Origin of the sequence: Zhongshania borealis, from assembly GCF_039539625.1 — a bacterium.
In the GTDB taxonomy this organism is placed as follows: domain Bacteria; phylum Pseudomonadota; class Gammaproteobacteria; order Pseudomonadales; family Spongiibacteraceae; genus Spongiibacter; species Spongiibacter borealis.
The window spans coordinates 219,704-235,782 of record NZ_BAABDM010000002.1 but is presented as its reverse complement, the minus strand read 5'-3'; the positions used below and the strand labels follow the sequence as shown (position 1 = coordinate 235,782).

Below are 16,079 nucleotides of genomic sequence, written 5' to 3'. Positions count from 1 at the left end.
AGCTACTAACAAGCATTGTAGATGACGTGATTGTCATGTTTATAAGATACTGATTGAATTGCAAATGAAATAGGAGACCGACATGGTGGAACCACAAGCGGGAATTTTTGTAGAAGGCAGCGCCTCGCACTTCTTCTTGGAGTATCAACTTATAGAGGGGCTAAGCGACGCCCAACTGCGTGCGACATTGGCCAGTGCTATCGCGCTACCACTGAGTGCCGATGTTAACAATGTCTGGGCTTTTGGTGCAGATTGCTGGCAGCGGCTTACCCCAGATGCAGTGCCTCACGGGCTTAAATCGTTCACTGCCATTGGCGAGGGGCACCTAGTCGCGCCGGCCACCCAGCAAAGTATTTTAGTGTGGCTGCACGGCGATAATCACAGCGCGAATTTTGATGCCGCCATGGAACTGAGTGCTGCTTTGGCGGCGGTGGCGACGCTGAACCTTGAGAAAATAGGCTTCGTGTACAAGGATTTCCGGGATCTGTCGGGGTTTATCGACGGCACCGAAAACCCCAAAGGCCGGGGCCAGCAGGTGGTTGCATTGATCCCTGAGGGCGAAGCTGGCGCGGGTGGCAGCTATGTAATGAGCCAGCAGTGGGTGCATAACCTCGCAAGTTTTCACGCCCTTAGTCAACGCGAGCAAGAGGACGTTATTGGTCGTACCAAGCCGGACAGCATTGAGCTTGATGATGCGCGGATGCCAGAAAATTCCCATGTTAGTCGCAGTGATGTGAAAATAAATGGCGAGGCGCAAAAACTATATCGGCGCAGTGTCCCCTATGGCGGGGTGCTGGAACATGGCTTGTATTTCCTAGCATTTAGCTGCGATATGCAGCGATTTGATCATATTCTGGCTAGTATGTTTGGTGTTTCAGGTGACGGAGTACACGATCACCTAACGGATTTTTCGACCCCAGTCAGCGGAAGTTATTGGTTTGCTCCCTCCGCCGCTGAACTTTCTGTATTAGCTAGCCTCTAATCATTTGAAGTCTCCTACTCTAGGTATTTTTGAGCGCTCATATGAGCGCTCTTTTTTTTTGCCTGGAGAAAATGCCGGGCCGCTGATAGTCGACGCTCGCAGGCATTCTTTGTTTCCTGTGTTTCATCTCCGAGCCGAGGCTGGGGATGAGTTTTTTACGCTTGTGCTTTACACCTGTTCATTTGCTTGGCATTGTCTGACCCATAAAAGTAATCATGTAAAACATGGAGACAATAATGCGTAATATCCGGCCATTGCCTATCCTGAAATCTGCCAGCCTTTTATGTTTCAGCTCACTGTTTTTATTCGCTTGCGCTAAAACGCCGGCACCGCCGGCGAGTCCGGCAGAAGTAACCGCTGTTGAGTGGACAAAACACGGCGGCGGAGATGCTGAACAACGATTTTCACCGCTGACCCAAATTAGCCCAAATAACATCGGTGATTTGGGTTTGGCTTGGGCTTTTGATTTGGGGGTTAGCCGCGGCATTGAAGCCACGCCGCTGGTGGTTGATGGCGTGATTTACGTCACCGCAACATGGAATAAGGTATTTGCATTAGACGCCAAAACCGGCGCCCTGCTCTGGCAGTATGACCCTAAGGTCGATCGCAGCAAGGCAGCAGATTTATGTTGCGACGCGGTGAACCGCGGGGTGGCCTTCGCCGAGGGCAAAATCATCACTGGCACCATCGACGGTCGCCTTCTTGCGCTAGACGCTAAAACAGGCAAAAAATTGTGGGACACAATTACTGTGGACCAAAGTCAGCCTTACACCATTACTGGTGCCCCCCGCATTGTTCGCGACAAGGTGTTTATCGGCAATGGTGGTGCCGAATACGGTGTGCGGGGTTATGTCTCTGCCTACGACCTCAATAAGGGCGCGCTGCTGTGGCGCTTTTATACGGTGCCCGGCAACCCAGCCGATGGTTTTGAAGGCCCGGCGATGGCCAATGCCGCGGATACCTGGAAAGGCGAGTGGTGGAAATATGGCGGTGGTGGCACGGTCTGGGACTCCATGGCCTATGACCCTGAGTTAGACCTGCTGTATATCGGTGTGGGTAACGGTTCACCTTGGAATCAGAGTATCCGCAGCCCCGGTGGCGGCGACAATCTGTATCTCTCGTCTATCGTCGCGCTGCGGCCTGACACCGGCGAATACGTTTGGCACTACCAGACAACACCCGGCGAGACCTGGGACTATACCGCAACGCAACACATGATCTTGGCTGAACTGGATATTGATGGTAAGTCTCGCAAAGTCATTATGCAGGCCCCTAAAAACGGTTTCTTCTACGTCATTGATCGGGCGACGGGTGAATTGCTGTCGGCCAATAATTACGTGCCAGTTAACTGGGCGACGCACGTTGATTCGGAAACGGGTCGGCCGGTAGAAATCCCTGAAGCGCGCTGGGGTGGTAAAGCGCCGTATATGCAATTGCCGGGACCGTTTGGAGGACACAACTGGCACCCTATGTCGTTTAATCCGGATTCTGGATTAGTCTATATTCCGGCAATGGAAACACCTTATGTTTACGCCGACGATAAAGACTTCGTGTTTAACGCAAAGGGTTGGAATACCGGTGCAGACAGCGCGATGGGTTCACTGCCGACTGAAATCGCCCAGTTCAAGGCGGTAAAGGCCGCGGTAAAAGGCCGTCTGCTGGCATGGGACCCCGTTAAACAGAAGGCCGCTTGGCAGGTAGAACATAACAGCCCGTGGAATGGCGGCATTCTCTCTACCGCTGGCGGTGTGGTTTTCCAAGGTAATGCGGATGCCAAATTGGTGGCTTACCGCGCCGACAACGGCGAACGTCTTTGGGACTTTTTTGCGCAAACGGGGATTGTCGCACCGCCTATCAGCTACGAGCTGGATGGCGAGCAATATATTGCCGTTGCCTCGGGCTGGGGCGGGACATTCGCCTTGGTATACGGTGGCTTGTTCCCCGCAGCGAGTGACGCAGGCGTCGGCCGTTTAATGGTGTTTAAGCTCGGTGGGAAAGCCGCCCTTCCGGCGCTGCCAAGCGAGGTGGTGAAGCGGCCAGTGCCGCCAGAATCCACCGCCGATGCAGAGACGATCGCAATGGGCAAAACACTGTACGACGCCAATTGCGTGGTGTGTCATGGCGACCATGTTATCTCTAGTGGCTTAGTACCGGATCTACGTTGGTCTCCCCTGCTTGTCGCAGATGAAGCCATGCAGTCGGTTATTATCGACGGCGCATTGAGCACCCGTGGTATGCCATCGTTTAAGGGCAGGCTGAATAAGAAAGATGTGCAAGCACTGCGTAGCTATATTATTTTTGCCGCACATGAAGGCGTGGAGGCAAAGTTAGATATCGGAAAATAGCACTTCCGTTATGCTACTACTCAGGGATGTTTGTTGGTCAACAGCATCTCTGAGTCACTAAATAGTTTTGTCTAACGGTCCATTTCAATCACCGTGTTATGCCAATAGTGAACTATGCCGGTTGAAACTAGTCTCAATAGTGTTCGTTACATTCATAAATAAATGAGACATTATGAAAAAGCTTCTGATAGGAACGACATTGGCGCTATTTGCGACTTTTTTAATGGGCTGTGCTGATGATAAAGCCGCCGCACCCGCTGCCAAGGAAAGCTCTACCTCAGTGAGTATCGACACCGGCGAAGGTGCTTTTGCGTTTGAAAGTGATAGCGATGGCGAAAATACATCGCTCAAAATTGATGCTGATGGCGACGATAAGAAAAGTAAAAAATAGTTTTATTTTAAATTTTTAATTAAAAAGCCCAGTCAATGTATTGATTGGGCTTTTTTGTGATCTACGTGAGGGACTGTTTCCTCAGTTTTATAAACTGGGGGTTGCACTGGTCTTCTTGCGCGCACACGCTAAGTAAATCATCAATAAAGTAGTCTAGGGCACGCGCTTCTATCGTTTTTATTTTGCTTTGTTGTTGAGCACTGAGCATGTGGTACATCGACGCAGCGCCAAAATCGCCAAACAGTATGTTGGCGTCATCATCAAATAAGGTGTTGTGGGCATATACGTCGCCATGGCAGAGTTGTTGGTCATGAAGATGTGCAACAACCGATGTTATCTGCTCAACAATTTTACTGATCTGCGCAATTGATAGTGTAAAGCCGTCGGCAAAGGTGTCACGGGTGCAGCTGCTAAAACTCGGTGGCTGTCCGAGATTCTTGTACCGTGGTGGAATCAAATTCATGACCAAGGCGAGGCAGTTTTCTTCTTCTACCTTCGCAATTAATTTCACTAAATTGGGATGATTTCCCGCCTTTACGCAGGCGCGTAGTTCATTCTGTGGGTAGCCATCACTGGTCACCTCGCCCTTAAATATTTTAACAGCGATATCGCGAGCTAAGTGTGGCGGTGGCGTATTCCAAGTCGCTTTAGAAATTACCCCGGAAGCACCCTGGCCGAGCACATGCTGCAGCGTATAGCTTGAGGATGGTACGTCTGGCACAGAAACGCTGCGTGCGTCATCTTGGCTAAAGGGGTTGCCGGCAAATGCCAGCCAGGCCAATTTAGGTAGATCGAGGATGTGTTCTGGGCAGTGTTGTAGCTGATTGGCTGAAATTCGTAGCAATTCAAGGTTTTGGCACTGGGCTAGACTTTGCGGTAGCACTTGTAGCCGATTGCCGGCGAGCATTAGCTTTTGCAGGCGGGGGCACTGACCTAGCGCAGCAGGTAGCGATTCAATTTCATTATCGGTCAATGTCAGCCAGCGCAATTTTGGCGGCAGGGCATTAGCGGTAATCGTCCTAATTTGGTTGGATTTAAAGCCGATCATCTCTAAATTTTCACACTGACCGAGCACCTCTGGTAGTGATGTAAAACAATTGTTAGAGGCAAACAGGATTTTCAGTTTTTTAAGTTGAGCAAGCTCAGGGGGCAAGCTGCTTAACTTATTGTTAGACACATCCAAAATTTCCAGGCTATCAGCGAGGCTGAGTATTTCGGCGGGAAGTGATGTGAGGTCCGCGGTTAAAGTCAGGCGCTGACTGCCGGCTAATTTCCCTGACTTAAGCTGTGCTAAGGTGTGCAAAATGTTGGGCCTGTACTGAGTCGCAAATTAAGCGCTTGAAGCCTACGTAATAAGCCAGTAAAAAGAAAGACACGAATAGCATCGACACGTAAAACAAGGTGACGCATGAGCAGTATTTCAGATACCCGCGACAAACTGGCCCTAGAACGGACTCGCCTTGCAAATGAACGAACGTTTCTCGCCTACGTTCGCACCGGCCTAGCGTTATTGGGCGCGGCGGCGATACTGTTCCAGTTCTTTACCGAGCTCGACGCTAATATCGCGATTGCCTGGGTCTTGGCGATAAGCGGCCTACTTGTATTGGTGATTGGCCTGTTTCGCTTTAATAGCGTACGGGCGGACTTAAATGCTTATGCCGAAGACGCTGGACGTGACAGCTAGCAACGCTTCTGTTCTCCGGCTACACATTATTTTTTTGTGCTATCTTTACTGGCACGCAGCAATGTTAAAAACTGAAGGCTAATACACATGGATATCGTCCGTATTATATTTGCAATACTTTTACCCCCCGTTGGGGTTTTTTTACAAGTCGGTTTTGGGAAACATTTTTGGATCAATATTATCCTCACTCTGTGCGGTTATCTGCCGGGGATTATCCACGCGGTTTATATTATTGCTAAGAAGTAGCGAAATGACTGACAGTGAAATCGAGCTGCGCTTGCGCCGCAGTCGGCAGCTAGCCACCCTGCTTGATGGCGCTTGGTTAATTCCCGGTACGTCTTGGCGCTTTGGTATTGACGCCTTGCTAGGTTTGCTGCCGGTGGCGGGTGATCTGCTCAGTGCCCTTCTCGGCTTGGGCATAATCTGGCAGGCCCACAAGCTAAGCGCGCCGAGATCATTGCAGCTGAAAATGCTTGGCTATATAGCCTTGGATTTTTTGCTGGGTAGTGTGCCGGTTATCGGTGATATTGCGGATGTCGCGTTCCGTAAAAATATTCGCAACGCCGACTTGTTAGAAACGTGGGTAGCACGGCGGAATAAGAAATAGTGCGGCGGTGTTTAGCTTTTCCAATACGTTGGCGTCAGTATCAATATCACCGTCATAAACTCCAGTCTTCCTAACAACATCCCTAAACTTAATATCCATTTACTGCTGTCGGGCAGGCTTGAGAAATTGCCGGCTGGGCCGATGGTGTCGCCGAGTCCGGGACCAACGTTCATGAGTGCGGTGGCGGCGCCAGTTAAGCTGGTGGTGAGGTCTAGCCCACTGAAGGCCAGTAGCAAGGTAATAAGGACCAGCGACACCAGCATAATAAATACAAAGGTTACTGCCGATAGCACAATGCTGTCATCGACCGGGCGGTTATTATAGTAGCGGCGGATCATCGCACGTGGGTGTACCGCGCGAACAATGCTCTCTTGCATCATCATAAACAGCAATTGGAAACGAAATATTTTAATACCCCCGCTTGTGGAGCCGGAGCAGCCGCCGATAAACATAGCAAAGAAAAAGGCCGCTACGGCTAGCTCGCCCCACTGAGAGTAATCGCCGCTGGCGTAGCCAGTGGTGGTGATAACCGATACCAGATTAAAGCTCGCATACGTGAAAGCATGAGCTAGATCGATGTCGGTTTCTGAGAGCAAATGCAGCGTAATGAAGACGCTGAGGGTGAGCAGCGTGAGTAAGAACCCGCGGATTTGTTGGTCGTTAAAGACTTGCCAGTGGCGCTTAATTATAAAGTGCACGTAAATGGTGAACGGCATAGCACCCAAGATCATAAAGAAGATGGCAATCCAGTGGCTCGGCAGGTCGGCGAATTGGGCAAAGGAGCTGTCTGAGGTGGAATAGCCGCCGGTTGAAATAGTGGTCATGGCGTGATTTACAGCGTGAAAGCCGTCCATGCCGTCGAGCATATAGGCGCCCGCGCACAAGAAGGTCAGTATGATGTAAACGTAGATGATCATTGTCACCATGGTGCCGGAGCGGGTGGTTTTGTCTGACCAGTCGGATGATTCTGTCTGGAAAAGACGCATGCCGCCCACTTTTAAAAAGGGCAAAATGGCGACCGCCATACCAATGACCCCAAGTCCACCGATCCATTGCAACATGGAGCGCCACACCAGTATGTCGTGTGCCATATCGTCGAGCCCAACTAATACGGTTGAGCCGGTGGTGGTTAGGCCAGACACGGATTCAAATACGGCGTCAGTGAAGTCGCAAAAACCGGGTATTAATAAAAAAGGTAGGGCGCCGGTCAGTGAGATCATCAGCCAGGAACTGGTGGTGATCAAAAACATTTGTCTGGGGGTGAGCATATTCATGCGGTAGGACCGCGATAGCATCCAGCCACACGCGGCGAGAGTCACCGTTAAGGCCAGAGCGCTGGCAAACGCGCGGCTGTTGCCAGTGTTGTAGATGATGGCCATAAGCAGTGGCACAGCCATCAGCAAGCCAAAGACCAGCAGAATTAAGCTGCAGACTTTTAGTACCGGTTTAATCAGTGTGGCTTGGTTCATCATGGTTTCGCTGTTATCGCTTGGCTAGCGTAGAAATCATTATGACTGAGTTACCGGCTTATTTTCTGCGGTTCTGATGATGCCGAGTTCGGCTGATCCGGCGCCACAAGAAATAATCGATTTAAACGCAACGTCCAACTTAATGTCGGGGCGTGGTTCGACGCAATCGGGCGGCAGGTGATAGACAAAGCCCGAGGTGGGGTTGGGCCCGGTCGGTACAAACACCGTAAACCAACCATTGTCGTGACGACTGGTGATAATGGCCGTTGCGCGGGAGGGAATGTGGCTGCCATACAGCTGCACAACCGCGGCTTCGCCCCGGGTAAATGGTGAGTTGCTATTGGCGCCAAACATTTGCTGAATAATATCGCGAATGAGTTTGTAGCCAGGCGCAAACCGGGCGAGGTGATTGTCGACAAAATTTTGCAGCCAGTGTCCGGCGCGTGTCGCGACCAACGTCCCGACCATAAAGCAGCCGAGCAATATTAAAACGATAACGGCGGCGTCTATCGCCAGGCTTGGTGCACCGGTTATACGCTCTAGTGGATCGGTGAGTGGGGCGATGAGCGACTGCACGCTTTGCATTGCCCAGCGCAGGGCCAGCAATAAAATAATAATAGGGGCAATAACCAACACGCCACCAATGAATGACTGACTAATAAAATGCTTGAGCTTGTTCATAGTGATCCAGGTTGGTCTAGGTCAGTGCGTATAGTAGCGAGTTTAGCCGTGGACTACATCGCTAATGACGGTGAATTAGTGCCGCAGTATTTCGCGTTTTTTTAACGCAATAGACTTAATAGGCCGTCGAGTAAGCGTTCTAATTTTCGCAGTGAGCCACACTCTGCGACATAGTGTGCTGCACTTTGATAGCGCCGTATTTCTGAATCACCGGTGTTCCAGTTGTATTGCGATTCTGGATTAAACCACAGCACTAGGCGGGCGCGGTGGTATATATCGCGAAGCGCGGCAATGCCGCTATCGCCGCCGTTGCCGCGTCCGTCACCTAATATAATTACACAACTGCGGCGGTTGAGTTTGTCGGAAATCTGATCGCGAAAACTATTTAGTGCCAGACCATAGTCACTGCCGCCTAAGCCGTGGCGTTGCTGAACAATTGCCAGTGCTTCGTCGGCGGGGTGCTGACGGAATAAATCAGTGACTTCAATGCTTTTCCCGCAAAACACAAAACAACGAGTACTGGGTAGAACGTCGTTCAGTGCCTGCATAAACAGCAGTAACACCCGCGACCACGCGCTGACCGAGCCGCTAATATCACATAAAACATAAATCTCGCTTTTATCTTTGCGAGTAGTTTTCCAATAACGATGGAAGGGAATGCCGCCGTAGGCGATATTGCGGCGCAGTGTTTTGCCAAGGTCGAGCTTGCCTTTGCGCGCGTGACGTTGGCGCTGTCGATGCCGGGAGGCGAGTTTTTTGGCGAGTTTGCGAATCAGTGGCGGCAGGCGCTCGCGGTGATAAGACTCCATGGCCGACAGAGAGCTGTTCTGAAGTATATCGTCGCGAATAGCGCGGGTAGCGGCGTCGTTGTTGAGTAACAATTGTCGATTGATGACCTCAATGACGGCGTCTATTTGGCCCTGACGGATTTGTTCAAGCCAGTTGGCTTGTTCGTCATTACCCGCCTCGCGCAATGCTTGTATTTCAGCTTGGCGTTGTTGATCACCTAGTGCCTGGAGAATTCGACGTCGAAAAATACCGCGCTGGGTGCGAAATTGAATATTCTCCAGATTGACTTCGGCTGCTGCGCGCATTACTTCGGCGCGGATTTGACTGCCCTGCCCGCCACCGCCGCCACCTTTACCGGGCATGGCCGCGTCACTTTGACCTTCGCCACCCGCTTCGCCCTGGCTGTCGCCATCACCCTGTGCGGGCTCCTCGGCGCTTGCTGCACTGCCTTCTGCTCCGGTGCCCTGTTCGGAGTTCGCTTGGTCCGTGTTTGCATTCTCGCCTTGCTCGTCCGCGTGGGCTTCGCTTTCCGTCTGAGGATTGTTGAGGTGGAAAAACCGTTCAAAACACAGTGCAAAGGTGTCGTTGTCATCGACGGTTTTGGCTAGGCAGCTCGCGAGACCGTCGCGAAGCAAGACTGGGTCGCCATAGCCCAAGGCCGCGGTGACTTGCATCGCGTCTAGGGTTTCGGCGGTCGATACCGGCAGGCCGTGGTGGCGCAGGTGCCGAATAAATTGCAGCAAGGTGCTATCCATGGGCGTGGATTTACAGCTCGCGTTCGGATTTTTTAATTAGGCTGTGCAGCTCTGGGGTGACCATGGCGATGTCTTCCTCGTATTTGAGCAGCACATTGAGTGTGTCTTCGACGAGTTGCTTTGACAGGCGGTCGCTGTGCAGCAGCAGTAAGCTGCGGGCCCAATCGATGGTTTCACTGATGGCCGGTTGTTTCTTAAGGTCGAAGCTGCGCACGCTGTGTACAAAATCCACCAATTGGCGACGTAGCACTTCGGGTACCTCGGGCACCCTACTCTGCACGATTTGGTTTTCTAGCTTGGCCTCTGGGAAGGGAATATACAGGTGCAGGCAGCGGCGCTTAAGGGCATCGCTGAGGTCGCGAGTATTATTGCTAGTGAGGATAACCAGGGGCTTATGCACGGCGCTTAAGGTGCCGATTTCCGGCAAGGTAACTTTAAAATCGGCAAGAATTTCTAGCAGCAGTGATTCAAATTCATAATCGGCCTTGTCGATTTCGTCGATGAGCAATACTGCGCCGCTGTCACTCTGCAGCGCTTTGAGCAACGGCCGGGGCTCCAGAAAACGTTCGGAATAAAAAATGTCGTCAAAATTGTGGAGGCGCTCGACCGCGGAACTCAAGCCTTCGGCGCCATTAAGGATTTCTTGTAGCTGTTCTTTTAAGACCTGCACGTACAGTAATTGCTTGCTGTATCTCCAGTCGTACAGCGCCTTGCTTTCATCTAGCCCCTCGTAACACTGTAGGCGAAACATGGGTTTATTGAGCATGGCGGCGGTGGCATTGGCCAGTTCAGTCTTGCCCACGCCCGGCGGCCCTTCGATAAGAATAGGCCGTTCTAATTGCTGGGCAATATAGAGCGTAGTGGCAATGGCGGAGCTGGCGATATAGCCCTGCTCAGCTAATTGGGCGATGAGTTTGTCGATGTTTTCACGGGCGTCGCTCATGGCGGGGCTTCCAAGTTTATTGCTTGTTGTCGTGGTCTGAGGGCGAAATAAGGTGCGCGAGTTCAGGCCAATGCTGAGGGTAGTCGCGCTGGATTTGTGCGGCGCTGGCCAGTTCGTGGTCAGCAAAATCAAAACCGGGGCATACCGCCTCGGAAATTAATCCGTAGTCGCTGGATGCTAAGCGGTTTGCCTTTAACTCCGATGCTTTCCAGTAGCCACCGGGCACGAGCATTTGCAGGAGTTCACCCTCGGCGATATTCGGCCCCATTATGGGGTGGCTCACCTCGCCGTTGGGTGACACTAGGGTGTAATGCAGCGGCTTGCCGCCCTGCCAAAAATGCAGAATGTCTGAGCGATTGCGGTGTAGGTGGCCAACGGGGCTGTCGCCGCTAAGTAAATAGTAGATCGACGACATCGCCGCGCGTCCGTTGATGCTGTGTGCCGCGGTATAGCTGCGCCGAAAGTAGCCGCCTTCAAGATGCGGTTCGAGGCCGAGCTGAGCGATGATTGCTGTACTGCTCATAGTGACATTAGGCTCGCTGAGAAAACGTGCTGCGCGGACGGGGCTGGCATTAGCCACCGGTGGTATTCATAAAGCGCACGATTTGCGGTTCGCCGTCGAGATCAAAATGATGGCGCTCAGGTTTCAGGTCCATGGCTTTGATGATGGCGGCTTGCAATACCTGCGTGTCGCCGGGGTGCGCCTCAATAATTTCCTTCAGGTTTAGCGAGTGTTCATTGCCTAAGCACAATAGCAGGCGGCCTTCGACAGTGAGCCGTACCCGATTACACAGGTGGCAGAAGTTATGGCTGTGGGGTGAGATGAAACCGATGCGGCTTCTGCTGTCGGCCATGCGGTGGTAGCGCGATGGGCCGCCGGTGCTTTCGGTACTGGTGGTTAAGGGGTAGCGGGCGTGGATGATGTCGCGAATTTGCTCGCTACTTATAAAGCTCAAGGCGCGGTCGTGCTCGCTAATATGGCCTAGCGGCATTTCTTCAATAAAACTGATGTCGACGTTTTGGTGGCGAGCGTAATCGACTAAGTCGAGTATTTCGTCGTCATTGCGACCCTTGAGAATCACGGCATTGAGTTTAATGCGCTCAAAGCCTGTGGCGACGGCGGCGTCGATACCGCCGAGTACTTTACTGAGTTCACCAAAGCGCGTTAGCGCCTTAAAACGGTCCGGTTGAAGACTGTCGATGCTAATATTCATGCCCGTTAGACCCGCGGCTTTCAGTGGCTCAGCGTATTTGTCTAGTTGGGCGCCATTGGTGGTCAGGTGCAGTTGTTCCAGTTGTTCGAGTTTGCCCAAGCGTTGGATCAGGGCCATCACATTATTGCGAACCAGCGGTTCGCCGCCAGTGAGGCGAATTTTCCGTACGCCGAGCTCAACAAAGCTGCTGGCAACATCGTATAACTGCTCAAGGCTAAGAATTTGCTTGCGCGGCAAAAAGGTCATATCTTCCGCCATGCAATATACACAGCGAAAATCGCAGCGATCGGTGACCGAGAGGCGCAGGTAATCTACACTGCGACCAAAGCGGTCTTGTAATGGGGCGCTTGTGCTAGTCATGGCGTTGATGCTACCACAGCTTGGGCCAATGAGCTTCGCCTGTGCAGGCTTGGAAAAGAATTCAATAGTATTAAATTTCAGATGAATTAGGGGTGAAAAATGAAAACTATCAATACCTTGGCAGGAATTGCACTTATGTTTGCACTGCCCTTGCAGGCGGCAGAATCAACGGCAAATTCCCAAGGCAGCAGTGCTGCCGAGGCATCTGCCAGCGCCGAGGTTAATCAAACGGCGGTTATATATGATCGTCATGGTAATCCAACTACCGCGATGCAGGCAGGCAAAGCACGTGCGGCAGAGGCGGCGGTGCGTAAAGCCGGCGTGGCGCCGGATTCGACCGAAGCCGCGATGATTCGTATTAGCATGGGCCAGGCACCTGAAACGGCCTATGAGCCAAATGATGGCATTTACGACGCCGAGGGCAATCCAATTGATAGTCGCCAGGCGGCGGAAGATTTGGCGGTGGTTGAAGTGATGCGCCGCGGCGGTATTGAACCGGGCTCCGAGCGTGATGCACAAATTCGTGCTGCGGCAAATGGCGAGGCGACCACTGCAGAGGGGGAGCCGGTTGACGAGCAAACCATGGAAGAAGTCGCTAAAGAGATTGCCGTGCAGCAAACTATTTTGGCTACCGGCGTGCAGCCTGGCTCGCCTAATGAGTCGCTGATTCGCATGGGCGCCGATGTGATGATGGAAAAATTCAAAAGCTGGCGTTAAGCGCAAAATATGCCTGCTGAGCCTAGCGGCCAAGGACGGTTGCCCTTATTTGGCCTGCGCCAGAATGGCGTTTTTTGCCAGTGTCATGTCTCCATTTGTCATTGTCTGTGGAGGTGTGGAGAGTAAAGTGTGGGCAAAATACGCCAAACTCGCCAATGTTATGGTTTGGCGCCAAGTGCCTTGAGGACAGAATAATGACTAGCCAAATGCTAAAACGCTACCCTATGCCCATGCCCTTCGGCTGGTTTGCCGTGTCTTACTCCGACGAGCTGGCGCCGAGCGAATCTCGCGCCGTACATTATTTTAATGAAGAGTTGGTGTTATTCCGCACCGAGGCCGGCAAAGCGGTGCTGATGGAAGCTTACTGCCCACATTTGGGCGCGCACCTTGGTCACGGTATTCACGAGCGCTCTGGCACCGGTGGCGGTCGCATTGAAGGCAATAATATAGTGTGCCCTTTCCATTCATGGAAATTTAACCCTGAGGGCGAATGTGTTGATGTGCCCTACGCGAAGAATATGCCGCCAAAAGTAGCCGGTAAAAAGTGCCTGAAAACCTTCCCTGTTACGGAAACCAATCAAGTGATTTGGGCCTGGTATCACCCAGATGGTGTTGCGCCGTTGTGGGAAGTAATCAGTCACGATGAAGCCAATAGCGACGACTGGTCACCTCAAGACCGCTATGAGTGGATTATTAAAACGCATCCTCAAGAAATGGCTGAGAATGCTGCTGATCCAGCGCATTTTAAATATGTACATGGCACAGCCTCTTTCCCTGAGTGGGAAACCACCTACGACGGCCCATTTGTACGCGGTCTGCAGGTGGCGAATATGCCAACGCCACGAGGTGAAGTGAAGGGTTCTATTCGAACCGGTAGTGCTGGCCCAGGCCAGGGTTTTACCAAGTTCGAAGGTATTGCCGATACCTTTTTATTAGGTCTGACCACGCCAATAGATGAGCACACGGTGCAGGTTCGCTTTGCATTCATTCAGCCCAAAGTAAACGGCGAAGTCAAAAAAGGTGGTGTTAACGCTGCGATCATCGCCAATATCGTTGGCCAGCTAGAAGAAGATAAGCCGATTTGGGAACATAAGATTTACCGCCCCCTCCCTATCCTGTGTGATGGTGACGGTCCTATCGCTAAATTCCGCAAATGGTATAGCCAGTTTTACGCAGGTGGTTTTGACCCCCGGGCACTATAAACCAAGGTCTGACATCAGATCTTTTAACGGTGGTGTGCTTATTTCCGCCTGCGTAAGCATAAGGATACAAATCATCGCCCCTGTTTAGACAGGGGCTTACCCTCGCAACAAATAGACAAGTTGTTTAACACCGTGGTTTCCGCGGGAATTTTCCTTCTTACGTCACCTCTCTCTAATACTCCGCGAGTGCTTTGCCAGCGACATCTGACATTCGACAGTTCTGTGGGTATACTCTGCCAAAGAATTTTTCTCCGGATCGAATTAATGCGTTTTTGCACATTTATTTTTTTAATTATTGTTTGCTGGGCACCACTCGCAAAAGCAGCATGTATTCTGCCCTTAGTACCCAAAAATTTGGTCGATGGCGCAATTGCTGATGCCGACGATATGAATGCCGCTAAACGACGAGTAGAACGCTATCTGGATGATAGTGAGCGTTATTTAAAATGCCTAGATACTATGGATAAAACCGCCATAGGCACTGGCCGTGATAATGATGAGCGCCGTCGTAAACGTATCGCGAATTATAATGTTGCCATGAAAAATATGAGCGAGGTGCGAGGGACTTATAATAGTAGCGTTGAGGCATTTAACCTGCGTTGATGTGAATATTATTAGCCTGCAAATAACACCGTAAACTTGCGCTTATGGGCTCTTCACCAAGAATAATCACTGACTGCGTGGCGAGCTTATCCGGCATCGTCGTCAGACCTAATTGCTCAATGAGAAAGGCCACCCGTCGCGCAATCGCCTGACCAGAATCCACCCAGTTAATATTTGGCATTAATGTTGAGAGTTGCTTGGCGACTAATGGGAAGTGAGTGCATGCCAGCACTACGGTGTCCATATGGGCAAATTCGGGGTGCTGGCTAAACGCTGTTTTTACTTTGTGGAGGACCGCGTCGAGTTCTTGTCCATGCCAAATATAATTTTCTACTGCGGGAGCGAGCTCGCGACTCCCCACGGCAATAATTTGGCAATTAGCGGCAAAGTCTTGAATAAGTTGAGCTGTGTAAGGGCGGCTTACGGTGCCGGGGGTGGCTAGGAGGCCGATAACGCCGCTTTGGCTCAGCGCCGCCGCAGGCTTAATGGCGGGCACGACACCAACAACGGGTATTGTAATTTGCTTGCGTAGCGCCGGTAATACCGCCGTACTTGCTGAGTTGCAGGCCATGACCAATAAGTCTACGTGGTGAGCGGACAGAACCTGTTCTATGGTGGCGCATATATGCGCCGTGAGCTTGGCTTCGTCCCATTCCCCATAGGGAAATCCGTCGTGGTCCATGACGTAGAGCAGTTCAACTTCCGGAAGCAGATCGTGTATCGCGGCGCCGATACTCAGTGAGCCAACGCCGGAATCGAAGATCAGCACACGGAGCGTGTGCTGGCGTGCGCTCACAGCAGGGCGAGGATTTTTTCAGCGGCGCTAACGTCAACGCCACCAGCGGGTTCAACGGCGATATGACTTACGCTGCCGTTGTCGACAATCATCGCAAAGCGTTTGGCGCGGGTGCCCATACCAAAACCGCTGGCATCCATTTCTAGGCCCAGGGCTTTGGTGAGATCGCCGTTGCCGTCGGCAAGCATTAGCAATTCTTCTGCATTTTGCGACTTGCCCCAGGCGTCCATAACAAAGGCGTCGTTAACTGACATGCAGACAATGGTGTCGACACCGGCCGCTTTTATTTTGTCGGCATTTACCACGTAGCCAGGCAAGTGCGTTATTGAACAACCCGGTGTAAAGGCGCCAGGTACGGCAAATAACACAACTTTCTTACCGGCAAAGATTTCTTCACTCGTAATGTCTTGCGGGCCTTTCTCGCCCATAACTTTCAATGTTACTGCGGGGATCTTGTCGCCAGTCTGAATGCTCATAATAGGACCTTTAATTATGTGTGAAGGTTTTTCTGAGATTGTAATTAAGCAGTTTAGCAGAGCTG

General features: G+C 51.6%; 18 protein-coding genes. 9 read left to right on the top strand and 9 right to left on the bottom strand.

All coding sequences use genetic code 11. From position 1 onward, the window contains the following. The first annotated feature begins 82 nt into the window (after positions 1–82). The 3 genes from ABD836_RS07370 (at position 83) to ABD836_RS07360 (ending at position 3,718) form a co-directional block, all read left to right on the top strand. Positions 83–982, top strand: a complete 900-nt coding sequence (locus ABD836_RS07370) for a Dyp-type peroxidase (RefSeq protein WP_344934067.1) — start codon at positions 83–85, stop codon at positions 980–982. A 236-nt stretch (positions 983–1,218) separates the two neighbouring features. Continuing rightward, positions 1,219–3,327 (top strand): PQQ-dependent dehydrogenase, methanol/ethanol family, encoded by a 2,109-nt coding sequence (locus ABD836_RS07365; RefSeq protein ID WP_344934065.1) that lies wholly within the window; start codon positions 1,219–1,221, stop codon positions 3,325–3,327. A gap of 172 nt (positions 3,328–3,499) precedes the next feature. Beyond that, complete coding sequence (locus ABD836_RS07360; RefSeq protein WP_344934064.1) at positions 3,500–3,718, top strand: hypothetical protein; 219 nt, start codon at positions 3,500–3,502, stop codon at positions 3,716–3,718. 61 nt (positions 3,719–3,779) lie between these two features. On the opposite strand, the gene ABD836_RS07355 is transcribed toward ABD836_RS07360, so the two are convergent. Continuing rightward, positions 3,780–5,021 carry a leucine-rich repeat-containing protein kinase family protein gene (locus ABD836_RS07355; protein ID WP_344934061.1) on the bottom strand — a complete coding sequence of 414 codons (1,242 nt, stop codon included), beginning with the start codon at positions 5,019–5,021 and terminating at the stop codon, positions 3,780–3,782. 105 nt (positions 5,022–5,126) lie between these two features. On the opposite strand from ABD836_RS07355, the gene ABD836_RS07350 reads away from it, so the two are divergent. The 3 genes from ABD836_RS07350 (at position 5,127) to ABD836_RS07340 (ending at position 6,009) form a co-directional block, all read left to right on the top strand. Continuing rightward, complete coding sequence (locus tag ABD836_RS07350; protein ID WP_344934059.1) at positions 5,127–5,402, top strand: DUF202 domain-containing protein; 276 nt, start codon at positions 5,127–5,129, stop codon at positions 5,400–5,402. 87 nt (positions 5,403–5,489) lie between these two features. Beyond that, positions 5,490–5,648 (top strand): YqaE/Pmp3 family membrane protein, encoded by a 159-nt coding sequence (locus ABD836_RS07345; protein ID WP_344934058.1) that lies wholly within the window; start codon positions 5,490–5,492, stop codon positions 5,646–5,648. A gap of 4 nt (positions 5,649–5,652) precedes the next feature. Next, positions 5,653–6,009 (top strand): DUF4112 domain-containing protein, encoded by a 357-nt coding sequence (locus ABD836_RS07340; protein WP_344934055.1) that lies wholly within the window; start codon positions 5,653–5,655, stop codon positions 6,007–6,009. An 11-nt stretch (positions 6,010–6,020) separates the two neighbouring features. Here the strand turns inward: ABD836_RS07340 and ABD836_RS07335 are convergent, their stop codons facing one another. The 6 genes from ABD836_RS07335 to moaA all read right to left on the bottom strand — a co-directional run bounded on the left by ABD836_RS07335 (position 6,021) and on the right by moaA (position 12,220). Next, a complete protein-coding gene (locus ABD836_RS07335) occupies positions 6,021–7,481 on the bottom strand; it encodes a TrkH family potassium uptake protein (protein ID WP_344934053.1) in 1,461 nt (486 codons plus the stop codon). A gap of 36 nt (positions 7,482–7,517) precedes the next feature. Beyond that, positions 7,518–8,159, bottom strand: coding sequence for a DUF502 domain-containing protein (locus tag ABD836_RS07330; RefSeq protein WP_344934050.1), 642 nt, complete (start codon positions 8,157–8,159; stop codon positions 7,518–7,520). 101 nt (positions 8,160–8,260) lie between these two features. Next, positions 8,261–9,703, bottom strand: coding sequence for a VWA domain-containing protein (locus tag ABD836_RS07325; protein ID WP_344934047.1), 1,443 nt, complete (start codon positions 9,701–9,703; stop codon positions 8,261–8,263). Positions 9,704–9,713: 10 nt separating this feature from the next. After that, a complete protein-coding gene (locus tag ABD836_RS07320) occupies positions 9,714–10,646 on the bottom strand; it encodes an AAA family ATPase (protein ID WP_344934044.1) in 933 nt (310 codons plus the stop codon). Between the two features lie 16 nt (positions 10,647–10,662). Next, positions 10,663–11,169 carry a cupin domain-containing protein gene (locus ABD836_RS07315; protein ID WP_344934042.1) on the bottom strand — a complete coding sequence of 169 codons (507 nt, stop codon included), beginning with the start codon at positions 11,167–11,169 and terminating at the stop codon, positions 10,663–10,665. A 49-nt stretch (positions 11,170–11,218) separates the two neighbouring features. After that, the gene (moaA, locus tag ABD836_RS07310) at positions 11,219–12,220 is read right to left on the bottom strand and encodes a GTP 3',8-cyclase MoaA (protein WP_344934040.1); all 1,002 of its coding nucleotides are present in this window, start codon (positions 12,218–12,220) and stop codon (positions 11,219–11,221) included. Positions 12,221–12,319: 99 nt separating this feature from the next. Here moaA and ABD836_RS07305 point away from each other — a divergent pair, with 99 nt between their 5' ends. The 3 genes from ABD836_RS07305 to ABD836_RS07295 all read left to right on the top strand — a co-directional run bounded on the left by ABD836_RS07305 (position 12,320) and on the right by ABD836_RS07295 (position 14,742). After that, on the top strand, positions 12,320–12,937 hold the full coding sequence (locus ABD836_RS07305; RefSeq protein WP_344934038.1) for a hypothetical protein: 618 nt from the start codon (positions 12,320–12,322) through the stop codon (positions 12,935–12,937). Between the two features lie 194 nt (positions 12,938–13,131). Further along, positions 13,132–14,139, top strand: coding sequence for an aromatic ring-hydroxylating oxygenase subunit alpha (locus tag ABD836_RS07300; protein WP_344934036.1), 1,008 nt, complete (start codon positions 13,132–13,134; stop codon positions 14,137–14,139). Positions 14,140–14,403: 264 nt separating this feature from the next. After that, positions 14,404–14,742: a hypothetical protein gene (locus ABD836_RS07295; RefSeq protein WP_344934034.1), complete on the top strand. Its 339-nt coding sequence runs from the start codon at positions 14,404–14,406 to the stop codon at positions 14,740–14,742. Here ABD836_RS07295 and murI read toward each other — a convergent pair. Together murI and ABD836_RS07285 are read right to left on the bottom strand one after the other, a co-directional pair. Then, the gene (murI, locus tag ABD836_RS07290) at positions 14,729–15,538 is read right to left on the bottom strand and encodes a glutamate racemase (RefSeq protein ID WP_344934032.1); all 810 of its coding nucleotides are present in this window, start codon (positions 15,536–15,538) and stop codon (positions 14,729–14,731) included. The genes ABD836_RS07295 and murI overlap by 14 nt on opposite strands. Then, positions 15,535–16,014 (bottom strand): peroxiredoxin, encoded by a 480-nt coding sequence (locus tag ABD836_RS07285; RefSeq protein WP_344934030.1) that lies wholly within the window; start codon positions 16,012–16,014, stop codon positions 15,535–15,537. Before ABD836_RS07285 ends, murI begins: the two co-directional genes overlap by 4 nt. Positions 16,015–16,079: the final 65 nt, after the last annotated feature.

Excerpts from the sequence above, each read along its gene's own strand:
- ABD836_RS07370 (WP_344934067.1), top strand. The coding sequence starts at position 83 with ATGGTGGAACCACAAGCGGGAATTTTTGTAGAAGGCAGCGCCTCGCAC.
- ABD836_RS07365 (WP_344934065.1), top strand. The coding sequence starts at position 1,219 with ATGCGTAATATCCGGCCATTGCCTATCCTGAAATCTGCCAGCCTTTTA.
- ABD836_RS07360 (WP_344934064.1), top strand. The coding sequence starts at position 3,500 with ATGAAAAAGCTTCTGATAGGAACGACATTGGCGCTATTTGCGACTTTT.
- ABD836_RS07350 (WP_344934059.1), top strand. The coding sequence starts at position 5,127 with ATGAGCAGTATTTCAGATACCCGCGACAAACTGGCCCTAGAACGGACT.
- ABD836_RS07345 (WP_344934058.1), top strand. The coding sequence starts at position 5,490 with ATGGATATCGTCCGTATTATATTTGCAATACTTTTACCCCCCGTTGGG.
- ABD836_RS07340 (WP_344934055.1), top strand. The coding sequence starts at position 5,653 with ATGACTGACAGTGAAATCGAGCTGCGCTTGCGCCGCAGTCGGCAGCTA.
- ABD836_RS07335 (WP_344934053.1), bottom strand. The coding sequence starts at position 7,481 with ATGATGAACCAAGCCACACTGATTAAACCGGTACTAAAAGTCTGCAGC.
- ABD836_RS07330 (WP_344934050.1), bottom strand. The coding sequence starts at position 8,159 with ATGAACAAGCTCAAGCATTTTATTAGTCAGTCATTCATTGGTGGCGTG.
- ABD836_RS07325 (WP_344934047.1), bottom strand. The coding sequence starts at position 9,703 with ATGGATAGCACCTTGCTGCAATTTATTCGGCACCTGCGCCACCACGGC.
- ABD836_RS07320 (WP_344934044.1), bottom strand. The coding sequence starts at position 10,646 with ATGAGCGACGCCCGTGAAAACATCGACAAACTCATCGCCCAATTAGCT.
- ABD836_RS07315 (WP_344934042.1), bottom strand. The coding sequence starts at position 11,169 with ATGAGCAGTACAGCAATCATCGCTCAGCTCGGCCTCGAACCGCATCTT.
- moaA (WP_344934040.1), bottom strand. The coding sequence starts at position 12,220 with ATGACTAGCACAAGCGCCCCATTACAAGACCGCTTTGGTCGCAGTGTA.
- ABD836_RS07305 (WP_344934038.1), top strand. The coding sequence starts at position 12,320 with ATGAAAACTATCAATACCTTGGCAGGAATTGCACTTATGTTTGCACTG.
- ABD836_RS07300 (WP_344934036.1), top strand. The coding sequence starts at position 13,132 with ATGACTAGCCAAATGCTAAAACGCTACCCTATGCCCATGCCCTTCGGC.
- ABD836_RS07295 (WP_344934034.1), top strand. The coding sequence starts at position 14,404 with ATGCGTTTTTGCACATTTATTTTTTTAATTATTGTTTGCTGGGCACCA.
- ABD836_RS07285 (WP_344934030.1), bottom strand. The coding sequence starts at position 16,014 with ATGAGCATTCAGACTGGCGACAAGATCCCCGCAGTAACATTGAAAGTT.